The organism is Synechococcus sp. C9 (assembly GCF_022984075.1).
Lineage (GTDB): Bacteria > Cyanobacteriota > Cyanobacteriia > Gloeomargaritales > Gloeomargaritaceae > Gloeomargarita.
This window is the reverse complement of the sequence record NZ_JALAAD010000001.1, coordinates 1,339,868-1,362,541: the sequence shown is the minus strand read 5'-3', so window position 1 is coordinate 1,362,541 and position 22,674 is coordinate 1,339,868. Positions and strand designations below refer to the sequence as shown.

General features: G+C 53.5%; 28 protein-coding genes. 14 read left to right on the top strand and 14 right to left on the bottom strand.

The window, feature by feature from the left end; all coding sequences use genetic code 11:
- Positions 1-159: 159 nt before the first annotated feature.
- Genes MLD66_RS06860 through MLD66_RS06850 form a run of 3 tightly spaced genes read left to right on the top strand, consistent with a single transcriptional unit; the run spans position 160 to position 1,432 of the window.
- On the top strand, positions 160-249 hold the full coding sequence (locus MLD66_RS06860) for a cytochrome b6-f complex subunit PetN (protein ID WP_247216326.1): 90 nt from the start codon (positions 160-162) through the stop codon (positions 247-249).
- Positions 250-263: 14 nt separating this feature from the next.
- Positions 264-725, top strand: coding sequence for a tetratricopeptide repeat protein (locus MLD66_RS06855; RefSeq protein WP_247216323.1), 462 nt, complete (start codon positions 264-266; stop codon positions 723-725).
- A 2-nt stretch (positions 726-727) separates the two neighbouring features.
- Positions 728-1,432: a precorrin-2 C(20)-methyltransferase gene (locus tag MLD66_RS06850; RefSeq protein ID WP_247216321.1), complete on the top strand. Its 705-nt coding sequence runs from the start codon at positions 728-730 to the stop codon at positions 1,430-1,432.
- On the opposite strand, the gene MLD66_RS06845 is transcribed toward MLD66_RS06850, so the two are convergent.
- Positions 1,407-1,763, bottom strand: coding sequence for an iron-sulfur cluster assembly accessory protein (locus tag MLD66_RS06845; RefSeq protein ID WP_247216319.1), 357 nt, complete (start codon positions 1,761-1,763; stop codon positions 1,407-1,409). The two genes, MLD66_RS06850 and MLD66_RS06845, sit on opposite strands and share 26 nt — an antisense overlap.
- Complete coding sequence (locus tag MLD66_RS06840; protein WP_247216317.1) at positions 1,760-3,055, bottom strand: metallopeptidase TldD-related protein; 1,296 nt, start codon at positions 3,053-3,055, stop codon at positions 1,760-1,762. Before MLD66_RS06840 ends, MLD66_RS06845 begins: the two co-directional genes overlap by 4 nt.
- A gap of 116 nt (positions 3,056-3,171) precedes the next feature.
- Between MLD66_RS06840 and MLD66_RS06835 the strand changes: the two genes are divergently transcribed.
- Positions 3,172-3,540 (top strand): hypothetical protein, encoded by a 369-nt coding sequence (locus tag MLD66_RS06835; protein ID WP_247216315.1) that lies wholly within the window; start codon positions 3,172-3,174, stop codon positions 3,538-3,540.
- Here MLD66_RS06835 and MLD66_RS06830 read toward each other — a convergent pair.
- A complete protein-coding gene (locus tag MLD66_RS06830) occupies positions 3,521-4,672 on the bottom strand; it encodes a GTPase domain-containing protein (RefSeq protein WP_247216313.1) in 1,152 nt (383 codons plus the stop codon). The two genes, MLD66_RS06835 and MLD66_RS06830, sit on opposite strands and share 20 nt — an antisense overlap.
- 143 nt (positions 4,673-4,815) lie before the next feature.
- On the opposite strand from MLD66_RS06830, the gene MLD66_RS06825 reads away from it, so the two are divergent.
- The 5 genes from MLD66_RS06825 to MLD66_RS06805 all read left to right on the top strand — a co-directional run bounded on the left by MLD66_RS06825 (position 4,816) and on the right by MLD66_RS06805 (position 8,020).
- Positions 4,816-5,952 (top strand): tetratricopeptide repeat protein, encoded by a 1,137-nt coding sequence (locus MLD66_RS06825; protein ID WP_247216311.1) that lies wholly within the window; start codon positions 4,816-4,818, stop codon positions 5,950-5,952.
- A 20-nt stretch (positions 5,953-5,972) separates the two neighbouring features.
- Positions 5,973-6,242, top strand: a complete 270-nt coding sequence (locus tag MLD66_RS06820; RefSeq protein ID WP_247216309.1) for a LuxR C-terminal-related transcriptional regulator — start codon at positions 5,973-5,975, stop codon at positions 6,240-6,242.
- On the top strand, positions 6,239-6,508 hold the full coding sequence (locus tag MLD66_RS06815; RefSeq protein WP_247216307.1) for a hypothetical protein: 270 nt from the start codon (positions 6,239-6,241) through the stop codon (positions 6,506-6,508). Before MLD66_RS06820 ends, MLD66_RS06815 begins: the two co-directional genes overlap by 4 nt.
- A 264-nt stretch (positions 6,509-6,772) precedes the next feature.
- The gene (locus tag MLD66_RS06810; RefSeq protein WP_247216305.1) at positions 6,773-7,483 is read left to right on the top strand and encodes an RNA methyltransferase; all 711 of its coding nucleotides are present in this window, start codon (positions 6,773-6,775) and stop codon (positions 7,481-7,483) included.
- 78 nt (positions 7,484-7,561) lie between these two features.
- Positions 7,562-8,020 carry a hypothetical protein gene (locus MLD66_RS06805; RefSeq protein ID WP_247216303.1) on the top strand — a complete coding sequence of 153 codons (459 nt, stop codon included), beginning with the start codon at positions 7,562-7,564 and terminating at the stop codon, positions 8,018-8,020.
- Positions 8,021-8,050: 30 nt separating this feature from the next.
- On the opposite strand, the gene aroC is transcribed toward MLD66_RS06805, so the two are convergent.
- The 4 genes from aroC to MLD66_RS06785 all read right to left on the bottom strand — a co-directional run bounded on the left by aroC (position 8,051) and on the right by MLD66_RS06785 (position 12,691).
- On the bottom strand, positions 8,051-9,142 hold the full coding sequence (gene aroC / locus MLD66_RS06800; RefSeq protein ID WP_247216301.1) for a chorismate synthase: 1,092 nt from the start codon (positions 9,140-9,142) through the stop codon (positions 8,051-8,053).
- Positions 9,143-9,164: 22 nt separating this feature from the next.
- On the bottom strand, positions 9,165-10,541 hold the full coding sequence (radA, locus tag MLD66_RS06795; RefSeq protein WP_247216299.1) for a DNA repair protein RadA: 1,377 nt from the start codon (positions 10,539-10,541) through the stop codon (positions 9,165-9,167).
- A gap of 5 nt (positions 10,542-10,546) precedes the next feature.
- Positions 10,547-11,659, bottom strand: coding sequence for a UDP-N-acetylglucosamine 2-epimerase (non-hydrolyzing) (wecB, locus tag MLD66_RS06790; protein ID WP_247219010.1), 1,113 nt, complete (start codon positions 11,657-11,659; stop codon positions 10,547-10,549).
- Positions 11,660-11,848: 189 nt separating this feature from the next.
- Entirely contained in the window at positions 11,849-12,691 is an 843-nt protein-coding gene (locus tag MLD66_RS06785) for an IS5 family transposase (protein ID WP_247216297.1), read from the bottom strand.
- Between the two features lie 463 nt (positions 12,692-13,154).
- Between MLD66_RS06785 and MLD66_RS06780 the strand changes: the two genes are divergently transcribed.
- Together MLD66_RS06780 and MLD66_RS06770 are read left to right on the top strand one after the other, a co-directional pair.
- Positions 13,155-14,666: a CHAT domain-containing protein gene (locus MLD66_RS06780; protein ID WP_247216294.1), complete on the top strand. Its 1,512-nt coding sequence runs from the start codon at positions 13,155-13,157 to the stop codon at positions 14,664-14,666.
- Positions 14,667-14,828: 162 nt separating this feature from the next.
- Positions 14,829-15,179: a hypothetical protein gene (locus MLD66_RS06770; protein ID WP_247216292.1), complete on the top strand. Its 351-nt coding sequence runs from the start codon at positions 14,829-14,831 to the stop codon at positions 15,177-15,179.
- Positions 15,180-15,303: 124 nt separating this feature from the next.
- Here the strand turns inward: MLD66_RS06770 and MLD66_RS06765 are convergent, their stop codons facing one another.
- The 3 genes from MLD66_RS06765 to MLD66_RS06755 all read right to left on the bottom strand — a co-directional run bounded on the left by MLD66_RS06765 (position 15,304) and on the right by MLD66_RS06755 (position 17,354).
- Entirely contained in the window at positions 15,304-15,627 is a 324-nt protein-coding gene (locus tag MLD66_RS06765; protein WP_247216291.1) for a hypothetical protein, read from the bottom strand.
- A complete protein-coding gene (locus tag MLD66_RS06760; RefSeq protein WP_247216289.1) occupies positions 15,624-16,376 on the bottom strand; it encodes an AAA family ATPase in 753 nt (250 codons plus the stop codon). Before MLD66_RS06760 ends, MLD66_RS06765 begins: the two co-directional genes overlap by 4 nt.
- A gap of 99 nt (positions 16,377-16,475) precedes the next feature.
- Complete coding sequence (locus MLD66_RS06755) at positions 16,476-17,354, bottom strand: M48 family metallopeptidase (RefSeq protein ID WP_247216286.1); 879 nt, start codon at positions 17,352-17,354, stop codon at positions 16,476-16,478.
- Positions 17,355-17,477: 123 nt separating this feature from the next.
- Here MLD66_RS06755 and MLD66_RS06750 point away from each other — a divergent pair, with 123 nt between their 5' ends.
- The gene (locus MLD66_RS06750; protein ID WP_247216285.1) at positions 17,478-17,801 is read left to right on the top strand and encodes a hypothetical protein; all 324 of its coding nucleotides are present in this window, start codon (positions 17,478-17,480) and stop codon (positions 17,799-17,801) included.
- A 9-nt stretch (positions 17,802-17,810) separates the two neighbouring features.
- The gene (locus MLD66_RS06745) at positions 17,811-18,248 is read left to right on the top strand and encodes a hypothetical protein (RefSeq protein WP_247216283.1); all 438 of its coding nucleotides are present in this window, start codon (positions 17,811-17,813) and stop codon (positions 18,246-18,248) included.
- 8 nt (positions 18,249-18,256) lie between these two features.
- Here the strand turns inward: MLD66_RS06745 and MLD66_RS06740 are convergent, their stop codons facing one another.
- Positions 18,257-18,670, bottom strand: a complete 414-nt coding sequence (locus MLD66_RS06740) for an AbrB family transcriptional regulator (protein WP_247216281.1) — start codon at positions 18,668-18,670, stop codon at positions 18,257-18,259.
- A gap of 374 nt (positions 18,671-19,044) precedes the next feature.
- On the opposite strand from MLD66_RS06740, the gene rpsU reads away from it, so the two are divergent.
- On the top strand, positions 19,045-19,224 hold the full coding sequence (rpsU, locus tag MLD66_RS06735) for a 30S ribosomal protein S21 (RefSeq protein ID WP_084111453.1): 180 nt from the start codon (positions 19,045-19,047) through the stop codon (positions 19,222-19,224).
- Between the two features lie 328 nt (positions 19,225-19,552).
- Here rpsU and MLD66_RS06730 read toward each other — a convergent pair whose 3' ends face one another.
- From MLD66_RS06730 to MLD66_RS06720, 3 genes are all read right to left on the bottom strand, one after another.
- A complete protein-coding gene (locus MLD66_RS06730; RefSeq protein WP_247216279.1) occupies positions 19,553-19,900 on the bottom strand; it encodes a hypothetical protein in 348 nt (115 codons plus the stop codon).
- Positions 19,901-20,367: 467 nt separating this feature from the next.
- Positions 20,368-20,841 (bottom strand): DUF29 domain-containing protein, encoded by a 474-nt coding sequence (locus MLD66_RS06725; RefSeq protein WP_247216277.1) that lies wholly within the window; start codon positions 20,839-20,841, stop codon positions 20,368-20,370.
- A 742-nt stretch (positions 20,842-21,583) separates the two neighbouring features.
- The gene (locus tag MLD66_RS06720) at positions 21,584-22,147 is read right to left on the bottom strand and encodes a Uma2 family endonuclease (protein ID WP_247216275.1); all 564 of its coding nucleotides are present in this window, start codon (positions 22,145-22,147) and stop codon (positions 21,584-21,586) included.
- Positions 22,148-22,674: the final 527 nt, after the last annotated feature.

Here is a 22,674-nt window from a genome sequence, read left to right as displayed (position 1 = left end):
AAAGGGAACTTCCAAAAATAGGTCGCAGGGGCATAGCCCCCGTCTGTGGTTCTCAATAATATAGGTATCTCAGCGAAATAATCTTCCAGTAGTGACAATAAATAGAGGTGCCCTGTAGTTAAATTAAAATAGAATGGCGTTTTTACAAAGGAACTGGTTATGGACATTATTTCCCTGGCGTGGGTGGCGGTGATGGCGAGCTTTACCTTCTCCATTGCCCTGGTGGTCTGGGGTCGCAACGGGTTCTAGTCACCCCTGCCCCCATGCCGGATTGTTACCACGAAGGTCTGCGGGCGATGGAATCCGGGCGGTACCGGGAAGCGGTGGCGGCGTTAGAATCTGCCCGGGTTAGCCGTCCCCACGACCCCCAGGTGAAACTTTGGTTGGTCATGGCGTATGAAGCCAATCAACAGCGGCAACTGGCGCGTGACCTATGCCGGGAACTGACCAGTCACCCCGACCCCCAAATTCGCCAACAGAGCCAACGGGTGCTGTACATCCTGGAGGCACCCCAACTGCAACGGCGGGCGGAATGGCTCAATGAAATCCCCCCGATTACCGATGAGCCGCTCCCCAGTTTCCCCTTAGGCAAGCCCAAAACGAAACCCTTACCCCTGCCCCCGGAGCCACCAACGGCATTGATTGCAGTACAAACTAATTATTTTGTCCCGATTGCCCTGGTGGGAATTTCCCTGGGGTTAATCGTTTGGGCGGGTTGGGGCTAGGGGTGCTTGGCAAACTCTATGGCATTGGTTGTGGTCCTGGTGACCCGGAGCAGATCACCCTGCAAGCCTGGAACATCCTCCAGCGGGTGCCGGTGGTGTGTGTGCCCCAAGGTCGTCAGCATGCCCCCGGTGTCGCCGCCCAAATCATTCAGCATCATGTCCCGGACACCACCCGGATTTTACCCCTAGAATTTGCCTTTAGCCATGACCCAGCCACCACTACCCGGCTCTGGCAACAGGCAGTTCAAGCGATATTGATCCCTCTGCGTCAGGGTTTGGATGTGGCGTTTGTCTGTGAAGGGGACAGTAGTTTTTACAGCACCTTTACTTACATTGCCCAGGGGTTGTCCGCCCATCCTGAGATTGAAATTCAGGTGATTCCGGGGGTGTGTTCCCCCTGTGCGGCGGCGGCGGCGGTGGGGTTGCCCCTGGTGCAACAAACGGAACGGTTGCTGGTGCTCCCGGCGGTGCAGGGTTGGGAACCCCTAGAGGCGGCTTTGTCCCACGCTGAGGTGATTGTGGTGCTGAAAATGGCGAGACATTACCCGGAATTGTGGCGGGGATTACACAAGCACAATTTACTAACAGCGAGCTATGTGGTGGAGTGGGTCGGTTGGCCGCAACAAAGGATTTATCGTGATTTAACCGCCTATCCCGATTTGCAATTGTCCTACTTTTCGCTTATGGTGGTGCGTCCCCAGGGGTGAGCGCAAAGGAATGCCCGCAACTACAGGTCTGGTGCGCCTGCGGATTGTTGAAGCGAAAACTCCCCCCCACCAGGTCCTCCGTGTAGTCCAGGGTTAAGCCGGATAGAAGTTCTCGCTGGTGTGTGGGGATCACCACGGTTACCCCCATTGTGTCGTTGGTTGCGTCTAATTCTGGATTAATTTTATCCATATTTTCTAAAGACAATGTATAGTAATATCCCGCACAGCCGCCGGGGGCGACCCCCAACCGCAAATGGGTACCTTCCTGACCCGTGCGTCTCTGCCAATGGTGAATGGCACCAACCGCCGCTGGGGTAAGACGAATATTCATGGGGTGGTTTGGCTGGTGATGGTGACTTGGTCAATGATAATCCCTGGGGTGAAACTGTCCCCTTGCCAGGTGGCATTGGCTCCCAGGAGGATTTCCCCTTGCAGTATATCGTACACATTGCCGCTGATCATGGTGTCCTTGACCCGCCCTTGGATTTCGCCGCCCCGTACCCAGTAGCCCAAATCCACATTCACCGAGAAATCCCCGGAAATGTCCGCACCGCCCCCTAGCACCTGATCCACCACCAAGCCCGTATCCAACTGGCGCAGGAGGGCCGATTCACTCAGGTCACCGGGCTGTACCCACCAGTTCACCAGACTGGGGAAGGGGGCGCGGGTCAACCCAGGGCGAAACCCGTTGCCACTGCTGGCTTCCCCCCACTGGCGGGCGGTGTACTGGTCGGTGTAAAAGCGGGTCAGCACCCCCTGGTCAATCAGGGTCAAGGGTTGGGTCAACACCCCCTCGTCATCAAAGGGACAGCCGTGCAGGGGGACATGGGGTTCCTGGCGGCAGGTGAGATGGGGATGGGCGACCCGTTCGCCCCGCCGTTGGGCCCAGGGGGATGCGCCCTCCAGGACTTGACGACCATTCAGGGCGGCTTGGATGGGTTCCCAGAGCAAATCGGCGGCTTTAGGGGTGAGCAGTACTGGCCAGCGACCGGGGGGAATGGGGACATTCTGTTGCGCCCAGGTGAGGGCTTGGCACAGGCGAGTGACCAGGGGCTGGGGGTCAAAATCCGCCTGGGTACGGGTGTGTTCCGCAACGGCGAGAAAGTCATCTCCCCGCACCCATTCACAGGCCATGCCCACCTCCAGGGCGGTGGTGCGGTAGGTGTAGTCCAACCCCTCCGAGGTGACCAAGCGGGTCAGGGACTCCTCCCAACTCAAGCCCCCTTGGCAGAGGACTTCGGGAAACGCCCGGCGGATTTGGGCAATCATCTCCAGCCCCCAGGGGATCAATACCTCCGGTGCCAGGGGCGGGTGGAGTTCTGCAAATTCTCGTACCCCGCCGGTGGGTAACTGCACCGGTTCTGGGGAATGTAAGTCCGCCACCGCCAAGGCTTTTGCCACCAACGCCTCCGGGGAAACCGCCCCTGACCCCACTGCCACCCCCGGTTTTCCCCCCCGCCACAGCCAGAGGGCAACGGTTTGGGATTGGGTACGTTCGATGGACTTGAGCCGGTTCGCCTCAAAATTCACCGGTTGGGAGCGGTGCGCCTCCACCTGCACCTGCACCTGGGTTGCCCCCGCGGTTTGGGCTTGGGTCATTAACTCCCTGAGCGTTTCCTCCATCCCCCAATTGCTCCTGCACCGGTTCCGCATGGCATAATTTTAAGCAGAAAAGCCGCTGGAAATGCGGTACAGTAAAAATCCCTACCTGCGCTGGTTTATCTGGGAGTCCGCCCTCCATGCCGAAAAAAGAGCTTTCCCTTGACCAGTTGGGTATCCAAGAAGGAGACCCGGTGTGGTTTCGCAATGAAAAGGGAGCCAAATTCATCTTCACGGTCAAATCCCTCTACATCAAGTCCAACGGTCAACCGATGGCGACCCTGAGTTGCCGCAAGGCTTGGGGCGATGAACAGTACGCCCTGCCCGCCCTCCTGCTGGAAAAAGTCCCCCAGGAAGTTTTGGACAAAATTGCCCAGGCACGGGAAGCGAGAAAGGCCGCCGAAGCCGCCCAGGCCAGCCGCAGTGATACCCCCGAACCGCCCGAGCGACCCCTATCCAACCCGGACAAACCCGCCCGTCCCCGCAAATTTAACTTTGACCGCCGCTAGGGGTGTCATCCCTCGTCCAATGGTCAGACTTGCCCAAGTCCGGTTGGATCAGGCTGGCAACCCAAGTATGGAGCCAGGTGCCCGGGGTGAGGTGCTGGTAAATCTGCCGCAAAAGCCGGTCGGGGCCATCCGCTTGCCAAGTCATTCCCTGTTGGAGATAGGTGCGGGCGACCCGTTGCAGTCCGTAGCTGGTCAGACCCCCCCACAGTCCTTGCCCCAGCGCCATCATTCCCCCCCATTCGCCCACCTCCCCCAGCCAACCTGCCGTGGCACTACTAACGACCAGAGCAACCAGGAGCCGGTTGATGCCGTGACGGGTAAAGGGCAGATGCAAACGGCGGCTGAGGAAAACCAGCGTTACCAAATCCGTCCCCAGGGAAAGCCCCAGGCTCAACCAGCCCCCCGGACTGAGGGTTAGAAGTAGGGACTTAACCAGCAGGGGTGCCCACGCCACTGGCATTTGCCCTTGTTGGTGTGCCCATTGCCGCTCCCGGTCTGCCAGGTGTTGCAACTGATTGACTGTGCGAATGGCCGTTTGGGAGGTCAAGAGGTCGGCGACCAGGGTTTGCAGGGGGGTCAGGTCAGCGGCCAAAGTTACCGTGTCCCACTCCACCCGGCCATCCGGCCATTCCCGGCGCAGGGGTTGGGGGTGGGGAAATAAACGGACTGCCACCGTGGCAATGAGATTCCCCTGGGGAGGAGCAAAGGCTGGCATCGCACCCCCCCGCACATTAATCACCTTCACCACGGGACGACCCCAGGTTTTCAGCATCATTCCCAACTCCGGCGGGGAAGTATCGGGTTCGGTCACCACCCATAAACACACATCCGCCTGCTCCAGGGCGCACCGAATGGCGGGAGCTTGGTCACTGCTCCAACCGGGGGTATCCGTCCACAGCACCGGCGGTTCCGGCGTAAAAACACTTACCGGCCAGGGGGTGGTGCCCGCCGCCAGGGGCAAAGGGTGAATCAACTGGCGCAAAAGGGTAGATTTCCCTACCCCCGGTGCCCCGATAACCACAACCGTAAAAGGGGCATTCGCACCATTCCCCTCACCCAGCCAGGGTTGGTAACGTTGGGCGTGGGCGTGGCGTTGGGTTGCGATGGACTGCCAAAAGCTGGCATCACCCATTGATTTACCCAAACGCTCATGAATAAGCTCATTAATAATAGGTAGTGTAGGAATTGCCGCCATGATACCCTTCGCTCCGAAAGCCGCTATTCTGGAAAACGGGTTTTAACCCACTATCTTCACACACCAGGTAATATGCAGGAATGATCTGGCCACTTTTACTCAGCGTTAGTGCCGGGCTGGTGGGTACCCCGGTGTTGGCGCAAACCCCGCCGATGCGGGTGCCTGCGGTTCAGCAAAATGTCAACCAACTCCTGCGGCAGGGGCGGGAACTGGTTCGCCAGGGGAATCTCACCGCCGCCTTGGCAGTGTACCAACGGGTAGCGGAATTGTCCCCGGATAATGGGGCGGTTTTTGCGGCCATTGGCTACATCCACACCCAACAGAGGAACTGGCCCGCCGCCCTGACTGCCTACCAACGGGCCGTCACCCTCAGCCCCAAAAATGCCGACTTTTTCAACGCCCTGGCCCTGGTGCAGGCGGAACTGGGGGAATATCTGGAAGCCAGCGGCAGTTACAATCGGAGTTTACGCTTAAATGCCCGGCAAGTGACCGCCTATCTGGGCTTAGCCGCCACCCAGGAACGCCTGGGCAATCCCCAAGCCAGTTTGGCAACCTTGGGGCGGGGCCTGGTGCTGAACCCCAAATCCGTGGCGCTCCACGAAGCCCTGGGACGGGTCTGGCTGAAAACCGAACAACCGGAACGGGCCTTGGATACCCTCACCCGAGCCGCCCAACTCGCCCCCCGCAACACCACCATCCAGCGGTTGATCGCCCTCAGTTGGGCCTTAAAAGGGGACACCCCCCGCGCCAAACAACTCCTGTTCAACGCCCTCGCCCTCAACCCCCAGGACGCAGAAATTTACTTCCAACTGGCGAAACTCCAGGAAACCACCGGCGACCTGCCCGGCGCCATCCGCACCTATGAACTGGCCGTCCAACTCCAACCCGCCCGTGCCTACACCGCCCTGGGGCAGTTGTACATCCAACAGCAAAACTGGGAACAAGCCGTGCTCGCCTACCGCCAGGTGATCCAACTGGAGCCAGAATTAGCCATCGCCCACCACCAATTGGGGTTCGCCCTGCACCGCCAACAGAAAAATGTGGAAGCCGAAAGCGTCCTGCTCACCGCCCGGAGCCTCTACCAACGGCAGGAGAATGCCACCGGTCTCAGCCAGGTCGAACAACTGCTCAGCGAGGTCAAGCCCCCACCCAAATCGAAAATCAAACCAAGTAAAAGACCAGAATCTGCGGAACCCTTGCCCTATGATGGGTATTAATTCCCTACCCACCGCTGGCTATGGCAGATTCAGAAACCTTAAAACGTCAACCGCCCCCCCGTTCTGTCCTCTCCGAACGGGAAATTGAAATTGTGGAATTGGTAGCCGCTGGCTTAAAAAACCAGGACATAGCCGAACGCCTGGAAATCAGCAAACGCACCGTGGACAACCACATCAGCAACATTCTCACCAAAACCGCCACCGAAAACCGGGTCGCCCTGGTACGTTGGGCATTACAATCCGGCAAAGTCTGCGTGGATGGGGTCAACTGCTGTATCATCCCGGAATGATCCAGCGCACTCTCTACCAGCCCAAATTACCCCTGGGGGTGTATCGGGAATTGAGTGCCCACTGCGCCCTGTTTGGCATCGAAACCCACCTATTGCCCCCCCAAACTCCCTTTGCCTACGAACATAGCCAAATTGGGGGCATTACCTGCACTTGGGAGACCCCTGCCCAGGCGGAACGGCTCCAACAACTCCTGGACTATTACGCCCAGCGGTATGAATGCCCCTGGCAAGAAGCGGCGGTGGCTCCCACTGCGGAAACGTGCTAAAAAGTGCCGTTATTTAATTGCGAGTAACAATTTGGAGAGTTTCACTTTACTAATGTTGGCATGGGACATAATCTTAGTAAACCTCTCTCCCTAAAAGGATTTTGGGCGTTGATCACCATACGACATCATTACTTACTTGAAACTCTGATTATTGAGAATACCTCCGAACTCTCATTAAAATTACCCTCAGAAATTTGATTCCTTCGGAGCAAAAATTGCCCCCACAACCAACCTTACAGGGAGACTAGCTTCCCTCACAAACCGATGAATAGGCCATCCGTGCGAATTATTCTGGTCGAACCGGCGGGGGAATTGAATGTGGGAGCCGTCGCCCGAGTGATGAAAAACTTTGCCAGCCGGGAACTGATTTTAGTACAACCCCGGTGTGATTGGTTAGGGGAAAGGGCACGGCGGATGGCGGTTCATGCCCCGGAAATCCTCACCCAGGCGCAGGTGGTGCCTGACCTGACCACAGCCCTAACCGGTTGTCATCGAGCGGTGGCCACCCTCGGACGCAATCCCCCCGGGGAACCCCTCAAACAGGTCTTGCCCTGGTTGTTGGCAGATACAGAGCCGGTGGCACTGGTCTTTGGCCCGGAGGAGCGGGGACTCACCTGGGCGGAACTGCAATTGACCCAACGGCAGGTGACCTTGCCCACCAGTCCCGAGTATCATTCCCTGAATTTAGCGCAGGCGGTGGGGATTTGCCTGTACGAAATTTATCAGTACCAGCAGGAATGTTCCCCAACCAACCCGCCCCCCACCCTATCCGTGCCCCTGGACGTGCTAGAGGATTATCTGCGGGATTTAGAAGATTTGTTACTCACCGTGGGCTACCTCTACCCCCACACCCGGGAACGGCGCATGGCCAAAATCCGCCACCTCCTGTACCGGGCGACTCCCACCCCGGCAGAACTGGCTTTGTTGCGGGGCATGATCCGGCAAATCCGCTGGGCAATGGGACGGGAACCTTAACTTGCGCTTAACCACCGGGGGCCAGGGAACTGGCTATGGTAAAAGTTGGCTTCCCCATCACGTCGCCGAGGTGTTTGTATGTCCTATCCTGATTTTAGCCATCTCACCCCCGCCGCCACCCTGGATGTTTTGCCGTCCCACGATTATAAAGTGCCTGCCGCCACCTTGACCCGGGAGGTGATGGAGTACATGAAAAATCACCCGGATGTGCCGGGGATGATGATTGTGGACGGGGACACGGTGATTGGTGCCATTGGCCGCCAACGGTTTGAGTCCCATATGCAACAGGTTTATAGTTCCGAAATTTACCCCAAACGCCCGATTCAGATTTTGGTGGAAGTGCTGAAGGCGGACAAATTACAACTTCCCAGTTCCACCCGGATTGTGGATGCGGCGCTAGCGGCTTTGCAACGCCCCCGGGCCCTGGTGTTTGAACCCCTGGTGCTGGAATTTCCCGATGGGCAATTGCGCCTGGTGGACTGTTTGATTGTGCTGTTGGCGCAGGTGACAATCCTGGCAAAATTCCTGCAACAGTAATCCCTATCGCCCGGTTTGAGCAAGAGAACCTTACTCCCAGATGCGGCATTGCGCCTGATGGCGGAGCAAGTGGTCACAGAGCACCAGGGCAACCATCGCCTCCACCATCGGTACCGCCCGGGGTAACACGCAAGGGTCGTGCCGGCCTCTCGGTGTCAGTACCACCTCCTCAGCGTCTTGGGTGACCGTCGCCTGGGGTTGCAAAATGGTCGCCGTAGGTTTGAACGCCACCCGCAGATAGATCGTTTCGCCGTTGCTGATGCCCCCCTGGATGCCCCCGGAGCGGTTGGTACGGGTGCGAATCCGGCCCTGCTCATCCCGGTAAAATTCGTCGTTGTGTTCCCGCCCAGTCAGCATCGTGCCCGCAAACCCAGAGCCGATTTCAAACCCTTTGCTGGCAGGCAGAGACATCACCGCCTTGGCTAAATCCGCCTCCAACTTGTCAAATACGGGTGCCCCCAACCCCACCGGCACCGAGCGGGCCACACAGCCCACCACCCCCCCGACGGAATTGCCCTCCTTGCGGTAGGTGTCAATCAAATCAATGGCTTGGGCGGCCATTTCCGGGTCCGGACAGCGCAGAATATTGCTCTCAATCTCCGCCAGTGTCACCCGTTCGGGGTCAACGCAGGCCTGCACATCCTTCACCCGCTCCACGTAAGCCAAAATTTCCGTCCCCGCCACCTGGCGCAGAATTTTTTTGGCAATCGCCCCGGCCGCCACCCGCCCAATCGTTTCCCTGGCAGAAGCCCGTCCCCCCCCCTGCCAATTGCGAATACCGTACTTGGCCTGATAGGTGGCATCCGCATGGGAAGGGCGAAACGTGCTGGCCATTTCCTGATAGTCCTGGCTACGAGCATCCTGATTTTTCACCAGGAGCAAAATTGGTGTGCCGAGCGTTTGCCCCTCAAACACCCCGGAGAGAATTTCACACCGATCCAGTTCCTGGCGGGGTGTGGTAATTTTGCTTTGCCCCGGCCGCCGCCGGTCCAGTTCCGCCTGAATCTCCGCCACCTCCAAAGGCAAACGGGGCGGACAGCCATCGACGACCACCCCCACCGCCCCCCCGTGGGACTCCCCAAAGGTCGTGACCCGAAACAAATGCCCAAATGTATTCCCCATAGGTTTCTATTGTGCCAGAAGTTTAACCCCCTGCCGCCGCTGGTAGTGCCGCCAAAATCGCCGCCAAAATCCGCTGTACCGGGATCAGTGCCAACCCAGGGATAGCCTCAGTGTTATTCATAGGAATAATCGCCCGTTGAAAGCCCAATTTCACCGCTTCCTTCAGCCGGGTTTCTAACTGTTGCACCGGCCGGATTTGCCCACTTAAACCCAGTTCCCCAATTAACACGGTTTGCGGCTCGACCAAACAATTGCGAAAACTGGCCATCACCGCCAAAGCAATGCCCAAATCTGCCGCCGGTTCCGACACCCCCAACCCCCCCGCCGAAGCCACATACACATCAAATTTCGCCAGGGGAACGCCCAGATGTTTTTCTAACACTGCTAAAATTTGCACCAACCGATTGTAATCAATACCCGTGGCCACCCGCCGGGGCGTGCCATAGCTGGTGGGGCTAACTAATGCTTGAATTTCTACAAGTAGGGGACGGCTGGCTTCGCAGGCAACAATCGTGGCCACTCCCGGCGCTGGCGATTCCCGATGACTGAGGAATAAAACCGAAGGATTCGTGACTTCTTTTAAGCCCTGTGGGGTCATTTCAAAAATGCCCAATTCATAACTGGGGCCAAAGCGATTTTTCCCCGCCCGTAACAAGCGAAAATTGGCAAACGCATCCCCCTCAAAATACAGCACCGTATCCACCAAATGCTCCAATACTTTTGGCCCGGCAATTGCCCCCTCCTTGGTAATATGTCCAACAATAAATAACGCCGTGTGATTTTGCTTGGCTACCCGCATCAACGCCGCCGTACATTCCCGCACCTGCGCCACCGAACCCGGAGCCGAAGTCAAAGCCGAATACATCAGGGCTTGAATACTGTCAATCACCGCCACCGGGGGATGCAGACTGTCCAATTCCGCCAAGATTGCCTCCAACTGGGTTTCCGCCAGTAGGTACAACTGCTCCCCATCCGCCGCCGTGGTCAACCGCTTGGCCCGCAATTTCACCTGTTGCGCCGACTCCTCCGCACAGACGTATAAAACCGGCATCTGCCCTGCCAAAGCCGCCAGCGTTTGTAATAACAACGTTGACTTGCCGATCCCCGCATCCCCCGCCACCAGCACCAGGGAACCGGGGACAATGCCGCCCCCCAACACCCGGTCAAACTCCCCCGAACCCGTGGACAACCGTTGCCAATCCTGGTCGCTCACCTGGGACAAGGGCAAAGCCTGCCGGGGTTGCGCTATCCCCCCACTGCGAGATTTCCGCCCCCGCTCTGGGAGCACCGCCACCTCATCCAAACTATTCCACGTCCCACAGTTGCGGCACTGGCCAAAATACTGGCTGTACTCCGCCCCACATTCCCGGCAAATGTAGTGACTGCGGCTTTTTGCCATCGGGTTTAAGTTAAGTATTCTGTAATAATTTTATCAATACGTTGGGCCGCTTTGCCATCCCCAAACGGGTTCACCGCATTCGCCATCTGAGCGTACTGCTGGGGTTCCCGGAGCAATTCCACGGCTTTGGTAATAATTTTGTCTGTATCGGTTCCCACCAGTGCCGCCGTTCCTGCCGCAATGGCCTCCGGGCGTTCCGTCGTGTCCCGCAGGACCAAAACCGGTTTACCCAGGGCAGGGGCTTCCTCCTGAATGCCGCCAGAGTCGGTGAGCACCAGGTAACACTTTTGCAGGACAGCCACCAGTTGCGGGTAGTCCAGGGGCGGGGTCAAAAAAATGCGGGGATGGTCGGCCAGGGCGGGCTTGAGTATCGCTTGCACCTGGGGATTGGGATGGAGTGGCAGTACCAGGGCGGTATCCGGCACCTGCGCCAGAATCCCCAAAAACGCCTGAGCAATCCGAGCCAGGGGTTCCCCCCAATGTTCCCGGCGATGCACTGTCGCCAGCAGTACCCGGTACTTTTGCCAATCCAAACCAGGGATGGGGCAATCGGGCTGTTGCGCCGCCACCTGCAACAGGGCATCAATCACCGTATTGCCAGTGTGATGAATCTGTCCAGTCACCCGGGATTGTTCCAGGTACTGCACTGCCAGGGGGGTGGGGGCAAAATGCAACTGGGCAATCTGGGAAATCAGTCGGCGGTTTGCCTCTTCCGGGTAGGGGCTGAACAGGTCGTCCGTGCGTAACCCCGCTTCCACATGACCGATGGGAAGGCGTTGATAAAAACTCGCCAGCGCCGCCGCAAATGCCGTGGTCGTATCCCCCTGCACCAGTACCAACCGGGGTTGGAGGGTTTTCAGCAAAGGGGACAACCGTTCCAGCGTCCGACAGGTAATTTGCTCCAGGGTTTGCCCCGGTTGCATAATTTCCAAATCGTAATCACACTGTAAATCAAACCAACTGAAGATTTGAGCGACCATTTCCCGATGTTGGCCGGTCGTAATCACCGTGACCTGCCAGTGGGGGTTTTGGCGTAAAACCTGAATCACAGGCGCAAGTTTAATGGCTTCCGGGCGGGTGCCCAGGACAATCGCCAGGGGTAAGGGCATGGAAATAATAATTTTTTATACCGACAGATGGATGAGCTTAGCTGAACCATATTAGCATCTGCACATAGAACCCATTTGAGATTTCAAGGAGGAGATGCGAGACGCTTCACCATAAGGCAAATAAAACATACAGTCTATTTATCAATTAAAGGATACAAAAAGCCTCCATCATTCTCAAGGCTCAGAATAATAATTGACTTACGGCAAGTGGGGTTCAACTGTATCCCATAAGCACTTAAAAGACTGTAGGTTTATTTTGGTGACGGCATGGGTCAGAGTTCGTTCAAAGTTCTTGACCAGACTCTTGCACCGCTCCATCCAAGCATTCGACCGCTCAATCACCCACCTAGCCGTCACAGGCACAAAGCCTGATTTCTTTTGTTTTGACGGCTTCCTTGACAATTCAAAGCGGATTTTGGTCATAATTTGTGGATAAATCTGCTCTAATTTTTTGATTAAAAAGTTAATATGATAACCCCGGTCTAACAAAATTGTAATTTTGGGAATCGTCACCGGCTCAGCCCTAAAATAATCCATATTTAGGGTCAACATTTCCACTAATCCCACATCATCCGATACATTGGCAGGCGTACAATGAGTGAAAAAAGGAAATCCAAGGGTATCTACAGCCAAATGTCGCTTGATACCATTAGTAGCTTTGTAAAAACAATATCCTTTAGAATCAATACTCGCATTACAAGTATTTTTTACCGCTTGGGAGTCAATGATGATTAGGGTTGTCCATTGGGATTTTTTTTTAACCTGCTCTCGTACCTGTTGGTGCAATCTGTGCATCAACTCGGTCAATACTCCAGCGGCTCGCCATTGTTTATAGTGCCAGTAAACAGTTGAATAAGGGGGTAAGTCTCTAGGTAAGTCGCACCAATTACAACCATTTTTGAGTTGATACAAGATGCCATTAATGATTTGTCTATTTGTCCATTTCGGGGGACGAGTTTTTTTCTTCTTAGGTAGCAATTCCAATAACAGCGGTTCAACAATCTCCCATTCTGCATCACTAAGGTCGCTGGAATACGCCATAACTATCTCCACTGAGTCCATGTCTCTATATTCTATAAGATGTCAAATGGGTTCTATAGGTGAAGGCAACCTTGGCATTGTTCAAAGTACTGGTGCCCAGGTCAGTAGTACTAACGGGAATATCGCCTACCAAGGCATAGGAGGCGATGGAATGGACAGGAACACTGGTGTCTTTTTAGAAGGTAAAAACACCAAGATTTTTACCACGGGGTCAATTAGCATCAACGGCCGTGGGGGGGGAACAAAGGAATTGAATCAAGGTATTTTGCAAGGTACAGGTGTTCAAGTAAAGACCGAGAGTGGCAACATTACCTATCAAGGAATAGGGGGGAATGGAACGAATTTCAATTTAGGGGTGTCTTTACTAGACACGCAAATTATTAGTAATAGTGGAGCGATCAGTATTCTAGGCATAGGGCGAGGTATAGGTACTGCAAATGTCGGTATTCTGTCTAATGCCTTCGTGAGTACGAACAGCGGCACAATCATTTACCAAGGCACGGGAGCTGGAAGTGCGCCGGGGGTTCTCCGTATTTCTGAATTTGGTTCCACGTTCGTCAGCAATGGTGAGGACAAGAATAATCTTCTCGCTTTCATTGGCAATACCATCACTTTGAGTGATGTCACCGATAAAAGTACCAAAGTTCTCAGGACAGAACTGGACGTGGCAACCGAGGAGGGGATTTTCTCCCTGGATGTGGCCTTCGGTGCGGAGTTTGCCAACTATTTGGGGGTGAAAGCCGCCAATACCCTGCGTTCCGCTGCGGATGTCCAGACTCTTTTACAAAACATCTACAAACAAACGGGGCGCAAAACGGCTATTGTCTATTGGGTGTTGGATCAAATCAACCTAAGTATCGTAATGCTCACCCCAGGCATTCCCCAAGGCGTTGCCCAAAACCAGGGCATCGTGGTGGCCTCGGTTGATTTGGCAACAGGTCTGGTTCAGCAACCGAAAACTGCACCGCTTATCTATCGGGGAGTGCCCAGTGCCCGCCGGGATGAAGTTTTCAGGGTGATCAGTCGCTTCCGCAACCAGCTGTCTGACCGTCGCTGGGTGGGGGGCAAAGAATACCTCAAAGATGCGCAAACCCTCTACCGCTGGCTAATTGAGCCGATTGCGCCAGAATTGCAAGCGCAAGGGATTGATACCCTACTGGTGGTACCGGATAGGGGGATTCGCCTCCTGCCGTTGGCCGCTCTCCATGACGGTAAGCAATTTCTAATTGAGAAATACAATCTGGCGATGACCCCCAGTGTCAACCTGATTTCCACCCGCTATCGCTCCCTCCAGGGTGCCGAGGTATTGGCGATGGGTGCTTCCACCTTTGCCAATGAAAACCCCCTGCCCTCTGTGCCGACGGAACTGAAGACCATTACCAGCGTCTGGCCGGGTCGCTATTTCCTCAACCAAGACTTTACCCCAGAGCGGTTGATCCAAGAGCGCAAGTCGGGGCAATTTCGGATGGTGCATTTGGCCACCCACGCCACCTTCAAACCTGGGGATTTGCGTGATTCTTACATTGTATTTGGCAACAATCAGAACCTGCCCGTCACCCAATTGCCCCAACTCTCCCTACAGGGAGTAGAATTACTGACCTTGGGGGCGTGTCGCACACTGATCGGAGACATAACTGACCCAACGGTAGAATTTGGCTTTGCGGGTTTGGCGGTGAAAACCGGTGTGCAAACCGCAGTGGCCTCGCTATGGAATGTGGATGATACCTCCACTTTTGCTTTGATGGCAGAATTTTACACCAACCTCCAGAGTACCCCGATTAAAGCAGAAGCTCTACGGCAAGCCCAACTGGCATTACTACGGGGTCAAACCAAAGTGGAAGGACCACAACTACGATTGGTGACCCGGAGCGGCCAGAGCATTCCTTTGCCCTCAGAACTGGCTCAAGTGAAAGGACTAGACTTTGCCCACCCCTACTTCTGGTCTGGGTTTAGTATGATTGGTAGCCCCTGGTAAGGCGGAGGATGCTTTTGCGCCATACATTAGTCTGTCGTCTCGCAGGCATTCGTCTATTTCTATCTGGGAAAAGAGTTTAGAGGTTTACAGCCGTATCCTGTAACCACCTAAAAGGCTGTCTCTCCCTGTTTATTCACCAGAATTTAATCCAATTGAGATGATATGGTCAGTCCTAAAAAATTTTATCAAGTGCAAATTCGTGGCGTGGATGTCTTTCACCCCCAAACTGGGGAAGTACGCTCCAGCGATGGGGATGAAATTGCCTGTTGGTTCCTAGACACCAACTACAACCATGAGAGCTTTTTTGTCCGTCATGCCTATTTTATTGGAGCCAGTAGCGACTCCTACAAAGCCCTGAAAAACTCCCTCAGAGCCGAAATAGACGAAGCCACCTGGGACACACTGAGAAGCGACACCTCCCGCCCTTTCCCCAAACCCACATCGGGTAATATCGCTGTGAAAGTCATCAACCACCTGGGCGATGAAGTCTTGAAAGTCTTTAGAGTGGAGTAGAATCGCTTGAAGGATATACAGTTTATTTGTCAATTACAGGATACAAAAAGCCTTGATTATTCTAAAACCTCAGCATGATTGACCAATGTATCCCATAATTACTTAAAAGACTGTAATTTTGCGATTAATCCAAATAACCCATTAAATCTTCTGGTTCGGCGGTGGGGGGCAGTTGGGGTGTTGGTTTTGGCGGCGGCACCTTGCGGGATTGGTCTAAAAAAAATTTCAGTGCCAATTCCACCAGTTGCGACTCGGTGAGTTCCGGCATTTGGGTTTGCCATTGTTGTTGTAGGGCGTGCAATTCCTGCCGCAATTCGGGGGGGATTTGATAGCTCACCCATTCGGTGGCCGGGGGGGTGGTCACCGGGGGCGTTAGGCTATCCCCACTGGAAACCGGGCGGCGGTTGAGGGGGTTGTTGTCTTCGGTGAGGCGGGGGCGGGGTTTCACGGTTTTTCCTGCCGTTGAATAAATTTGACCAATTCCACCAGGGGTTCCAGGAGGCGGCGGTCGTTGGTGTAACGATGAATCGGTTCCCCAGCCAGGTTGGATTCGGGAAATTTCACGGATTTGGGGAGGGGTTTGAAGATCGGAAAATTTTGCTGGGCGTTGAGGGCATTTAGGACATCTTGAGTCATGATCGTTTGCATTTCCGCCATCGTGGGTAACACCCCCAGGATATGTAATTTGGGATTCAGGCGGCGTTGGACGTGGTCCACGGTTTCCAAGAGTGCCGACAGCCCTTTGAGCGCAAAAAATTGGCACTGGACGGGAATCAGTACATAGTCAGCGGCGGCGAGGGCATTGATCGTCAGGAGTCCCCGGCTGGGAGGGCAATCCATCAACACATAGCGAAACTGTTCCCGACAGCCCGCCAACCGATCCCGCAGGGTGTAAAACGCTCCACTTTTCTGTAAAAGTTCCATTTCTGCCCGACTGAGATTCCCATCGGCAGGCAACAGATAGAGACCGCTGGCGGTTTTTTGAATCACCTGGGCGCTGGTGACTTGCCCGGTCAGCCAATGGTACGCTCCCGGCTGGTCGGAACCCAATTCCACCCCCAAACCAGTGGTGAGATTCCCCTGGGGGTCGAGGTCAACCACCAAACAGGCTCCTAGCTCGGACAATAAGCCCCCTAGTGCTAGGGTGGCAGTGGTTTTCCCAACCCCACCCTTGTGATTGGCAATGGCTAGGAACATGACGGTTAGGGTTTCACACTATTTCCAGTGTACTGTTCGCTGGAACTTCTCAGGTTATATCCGTTTCAACATGGGCTTTTGGGGAAGCAGGGTATCCCCCTAGGGCAAGCGGCTAAGCACCCGTTGTCGGTAGGCTTGCGGGTCGGTGCCCCCACCGGATGAGTTGGCAGGCATTTGTTCCCGCAGGGCGACGATGCGAGTTTGGGGAGCCGGGTGGGTACTGAGAAAGGTGGGCGGGGTGCCCTGACCTTGGAGTTTTGCCAAAAATTCCAACAACCCCCGGGCATCATACCCAGAACGGAGCAAATAATTCAAACCACTGCGGTCCGCCTCCAGTTCATGCTCCCGACTGCGGGGGCGACGCAGAGCCAATTCAATCACCACCGCATTCAACCGACTCCCATCCGTCCCCAACAGGGTGCTAATCCCCTGGGCAACCGCCAACTGTTGCAACTGCCGTACCACATGACGATTAGTGATATGCCCAATTTCATGCCCGATCACCCCCGCCAATTGGGCCTCGTTGTCCACACTTTTGAGTAGCCCCGTCGTCACATACACAAACCCGCCCATGGTGGCAAAGGCATTCACCTGGGGACTGCGAACCAGGGTAAATTCGTAGGGCAAATTGGGGCGTTCACTCACCCCCACCAGCCGTTGACCAATCTCGGTGATATATTGTTGCAAATCCGGGTCGTTATGTACCTGAAATTCCCGCCCCAGAAGTTGTTGATGGATTTGCTGTCCCAACTGCACCTCCTGCCGGTCGGAGAGGTTGCTCCATTGCAGAATTTCTAACCCCCGTTGGAGTAGTACCGGCCAGGGCACCCCACTCCGTTGGGCCTGCACCGGTGCCACCACCAAGCCCAAACTCAAAACCAACAGTAGGACAAATACCCCCCAACGCCGTAGCCCTTGGGGAACCCGCCAGGGAGCGAGGGATTCCTTGCGCCGGAATGCCTTGGGTATCATGTGCATGACTTGCCTCATGGAAGCGTCACCGGCGAGAGGGTGCCAACGGGAGTGGACAGCTTTTGACATGACAATTAATATAAACTAGGCGCATAAGCTCAGATTGCAGTTCTTTTGTCTTTCCCCAGTATGCCAGCCCCCCGTCCTTCAGTCGCTCACCGCCCCGCCCAAGTTCCCTCCAGCCAGGAATTATTTTGGGGTTTTGCCATCCAGGGATTGGTGTGTACCGGCATGGTCGTGGCATTGGTACGTTTAATTCCCTACCACCAGCAACAGCAACAACGCTCGCAATTTTTGCAAACCGAATTGGCACGCACGGAAGCCCAGGTACGGGAATTGCAGACCCAGTTTCAACGCACCTTTGACCCCCAACAGCAACCCCGTTTACAACAAAAAGCGACCCATCGCCTGCAACCGCACCAACGCCAGGTCATTTGGCTCACCCAGCCCTAAGGTTTCTCCATGTTGCCCGCCCTTCCCCCTGACCTGAATCCCCAATCCTATCTGCTATTAGGGCTTGCCCACTGCTTTTGGAAAGAAGAAGGGGACTTGACCGAACTGCCGATCATTGAACCGATCCCCACCGCCACCCTGGGCCCTTTGCTCCAGGGGATGCCCACCTCCTACGCCGTCCTGCGGGCCACTACCTTGGGGGAAGCCACCCAGGTGATGGCGGAATATTTTCCCCACGCCCAACCCTGCGCGGATTTTTGGGAACGAGCCATTGCCGCCGCCCGCACCTACCTCCGGGAACCCCAAGCCATGACCCATGTAGCGGTTGGCCAGGAACGGCGAGATTTGAATTTCAATTTAGAACGGAAGCGGGTTTTGAATAGCCGCCGCTCCGTGCGGGATAGCGATAATATTCGCCAACACCCCCACACCCATAAACAACTTTAAGCCCAACATTAATCTGTTTCTTCCGTATCCTTACCCCCGCTGGGATTGACTTGGCTGAGGCGAATTTGTTTGCGCCCCAGGGTGATTTCAAATTCTTCCCCCGGTTGCAAATTCATTTGTTTGGTGTAGGCCGCCCCGATCAACAGATTGCCATTGGATTGCACCCGCACCCGATAACTGGCTTCCCGGCCACCCCGGGAACGTTTGGGTTTACGCCCTTTACCATCTAAGTGAATGCCGTGGGCTTCGATTAACGCATTGCGGAACTTGAGAATATTCACCCGTTCCGTGCCATTTTTCGTCACCGTGTAATAACCACAGGCTTTCGCTTTTTCCTTGTCACTCCAGCCACTCAGTTCTGCAAACTTAGCGAGCAGAGCTTCCCCAGTTAATGGTTGGGGTTTATCACGTTTATCGAGCATATCCGTAGGGGGGTAAATTGGATGACTTTATCATAATCATAAGTCTCACCGTGTCCCATTGGTGCAAAATTCTCTGAATCAACTGTTCAGATCCCCTGCATCATGGGGAAGCCACTACGTCCAAGGGCAATATCTCTGCACCCCCTGTTTTTAATTCATCAAAATTGCGATGGAAATGTTAACTGAAGTAGTGAAGAACCTTGAATCAGGGATGCAAAGGCACTCCAGTCTGGCGGAACATCTAAAATTCTGGCTGACGATGCCAGGGAAATGGCGACCAGCTTCAGACCGCCCAGCCATCCCTAGTCAAAATCCCCAGCGCAGAGTATGATATTAATCCGGTCTAAATTACGTTTAGGAGGTTAGGCGTTCGCATGACGCAAGTGGTTCTCGGCGAAAACGAAAATATTGAGTCCGCTCTGCGCCGGTTCAAGCGGCAAGTCTCAAAGGCAGGGATTTTGGCGACCGTCAAGCACCGGCAATATTTTGAAACCCCCCAGGAAAAGCGCAAACGCAAGGCGAAAAATGCCCGCCGCAAGCGTCGTTACCGTTGAACCGGGTTAGGGTAAATGAGTCTCCCCCCCTGGTTAAATCCTCTCACTAATTAATTCGCACCAACCACCCAGCGGCATTGACCGGATTTATATAATTACATTTACATCACAAGACCTGGTTGGCAGAACAATTGTGAACCGGCATCTCAGGGGCGTTTCCTGACCGATACTGCTGAAATCCTCCCCGTTGCGGATGTATAGTAATTTCAAACAAGTTTGCGACATTAGTCTTTACCTACAACCCCTGTCCTAGAAGGGGATAGAGCGATTATAAATACCCAAAAAGTGTCGTATTCTCAATCGAAATAACTATAACAGCGAGATGAGCCTAAAGTTCCGTATCCATTGCCGCTGTCAGCAGTGCCCCCAGGCTAAAGGCTCCCACCAAGGGAATCGGACAATGACTATACCAACTGCCCAGCAGAGCGATAATGGTACTTGCCAGCATCACCCCCACTGCCCACCGTTCCTGGGGCGATAATCCATAGGTGGCTTTGAGTTCCTGCAACACTTCCCTCGGAATTGGCACTGGCATCACGGCTTGGGGGGGAAACGCCCAATAGGTACCGCCACTGGCGACCCACTCCGTCCAGCCCTGTTCTTGACACCACTGGTCAATCCATGCGTCTGCCAATCGCTTCACCGCTGACCCCAACGACTGTGTTTGAGATTTCAAGCTAACAAAGCCATCTGGGTTTTGTCCGCATTTTAGCCGGGGTGGACATAATTTTTTATCAAAAGGGGGGAAATGATTACGCTTCCGTTCAACTCCCTTACAAAACTTCATGTATGGGATATTTCTACATATAGCAAGTTTATAGCAATCCCATGCGATTAACCAGCGGAAATTCCCCAGAACCAAGGACGGGGCGGTGCCCTGCGACCCTTGATTTTTTAAGTATGTAATTTCCTGATAATTTAAGTGCAACTTCGATAGCAATTCTATCTGATTAACCAACAGAAATTCCCTAGAACCAAATGCGGGGCGGTGCCCTGCGACCCTTGATTTTTTCTAGGGCATAATTTCCTTACGTTTGTAAGTATAATCGCTACAGTAATCCTATTAGAAATTGAAATAGTAATCATGTAGAAAGTGCGTTGGAAGCTGGTTTTTGTAAGTGCCTGTTGTGTAATTATTGAGGATTATTCCGGTTGCCACGGAAGCCAGTCTTCATTCAGAGCTTGTTCTAGGGTACAGCCAGGTTCTTCAGGAATTACTTTGGCATCTAATTCACTCGCATTAAGAAATAGTTGTCTAGCATTCTGATAGGCAAATTCAAAGTTCTTATGAAGATGGCTTTTTAAGCTAGGGCTATCTTTGAGAATCAATCGAATTTGTAAGCGAAAGTTAATAATCTCAAGTTTCCAGCCTCGAAAACAATTTTTGCGTTCGGTTTCCCAGTACTGTAGCTTCAAAAAATGTTCGCATAATCGTATCAAATAGCTCAAAATAGCCCGCTTATCACTCCTGCCCAAACTTTCAACCTCCTCGATTAAATTCTCCACATCCACTTCGCTGAAATCGCCTGATTTTAGCTGAGCAACGGTGTGATCAATCCACAGTTGATAGTCGGTATCGTATAGGGATTTGGAGTTCACTTTAACTTGAGGTTGCATCGCTCATTGCCTCCAGACTTAGATGGTTCTTCTCCTAGGTTAGCGTGGCATTCCCCATGATATTTGACATACTTTCCCCCAGCTACAGTCACCTGCCACTGGCGCATTTATACTTATAGCAATACTATCAGATATTGAAACAGTAATCACATAGGAAGCCCGCTGGAAGCTAATCTCTGCGACGCTAATTATTGCCTGATCATTTATGATTGCCATATAACAATTCTGTCCGATTAACCAACAGAAATTCCCTAGAACCAAATGCGGGGCGGTGCCCCTGCGACCCCTATTCCATTTTCATTTAGGATTGCTATATTTATTTCTGTACTTACACGGCAGGCTCGGAAGCCCCATTCTCTCGTTGGCAATTGTCAATAACGCAGGGGTGTTCGCAATAGCCCTGAATTAATAGAGGTGCCCATTATCCCAAACCGGAGTTGGCTAAAGTTTGGCAGTATTGGCAGGTGGCGTACCGATACTCTTCATCGATGCCCTCACCCAATGCAGGTATAGGGATTCCCTGACCGGGAGTAACTGCCAACCGCCGTGCCTCCTGCTTACCCGCCCAAGATAGCCCCAAGTGTTTCTTTTCTTCGGCAAACTCCCCTAAAGCCTCTGTTAGCACTTCCCGAAGGTGGGGGTGAGCTTGGTTACAGGCATAGTTAAATCTCTACATTTTCGTATAACAAAGATAGAGAACATTGAAAATCAATACTGACTAAATGCACTTTATCCCCCATAGTTAAATCTCTACATTTTCGTATAACAAAGATAGAGAACATTGAAAATCAATACTGACTAAATGCACTTTATCCCCACTTTCAGGATAGCTGGTTAATTGCCATTGATGATCGCTCCTTCGATAGCAATCTACACTGACATTCTCAGAATCAATTAAAACATATTCTTGCAAGCTAGGAATGCGTCGATAATAGCGAAACTTTTGCCCATAATCAAAACCTGCTGTAGTGGGTGACAGCACCTCCACAATTAATTTAGGCGATCTCATTCCATCCCTAGCTTGACGGTCTATTGCATCACAACTCACGATCACATCAGGATAAAAGAATGGTCCTTGCTCTGAAATAATCACCTTTACATCCGCCATTTGCACCTTGCAAGTTGTACCTTTAAGAAATGTTTTGAGGGCAGTAGCTAGGTTGAGGGCAATATCATTGTGGGGAATTGTTCCACCTGTCATGGCATAAACCTGCCCGTTTAGGTATTCATGACGGATTTGTTGCTTGGCTTCCCACTCTAGGTATTGGGTGACTGACATCCACTGGGGTTGGGGGGTGGCGATCATCGTAAACACCAGACTCTACCCCTAGTCTACATAACAAATTGGGACAATCATCACATCAAACTCAGCCATGCGCTCTAGGGGTTCACCTTCACGATCGAGTAGGGGTCTAACAATTTCTTCCATCCTTTGCAGTTTTGCGTCTTTAAGGGGATTGCCCAAGACTACTACTGGCAACTCTAAACCCTTAGACTGGTGGATGGTCACAAAGGGGTAGTGCTATCTTTGTAATGCTCAAAAAGAGTCACAGGGATTTTAGGGGGATGCGTCGTGTTGCATTCAAGGCAACCAACGAGGAGCCAGCGGGAACGCAACGTGGGATGATGGATTGCTCCAATGCCCATGAGATAAAGTTTTTTGGGAATTGCCCACTTAATTTGCCCAGAGAGTCAGCCGCACCGACTTCGTTGGCGATCTATCGTGTTATTTGTAATTATTGCATAATAACAAAAAATTACTCAGATATAGCAATCCTACTTGATTTACATTAGCTTGCGTGCCGTAGGCATACACAAAGTTTCCAGAACCAA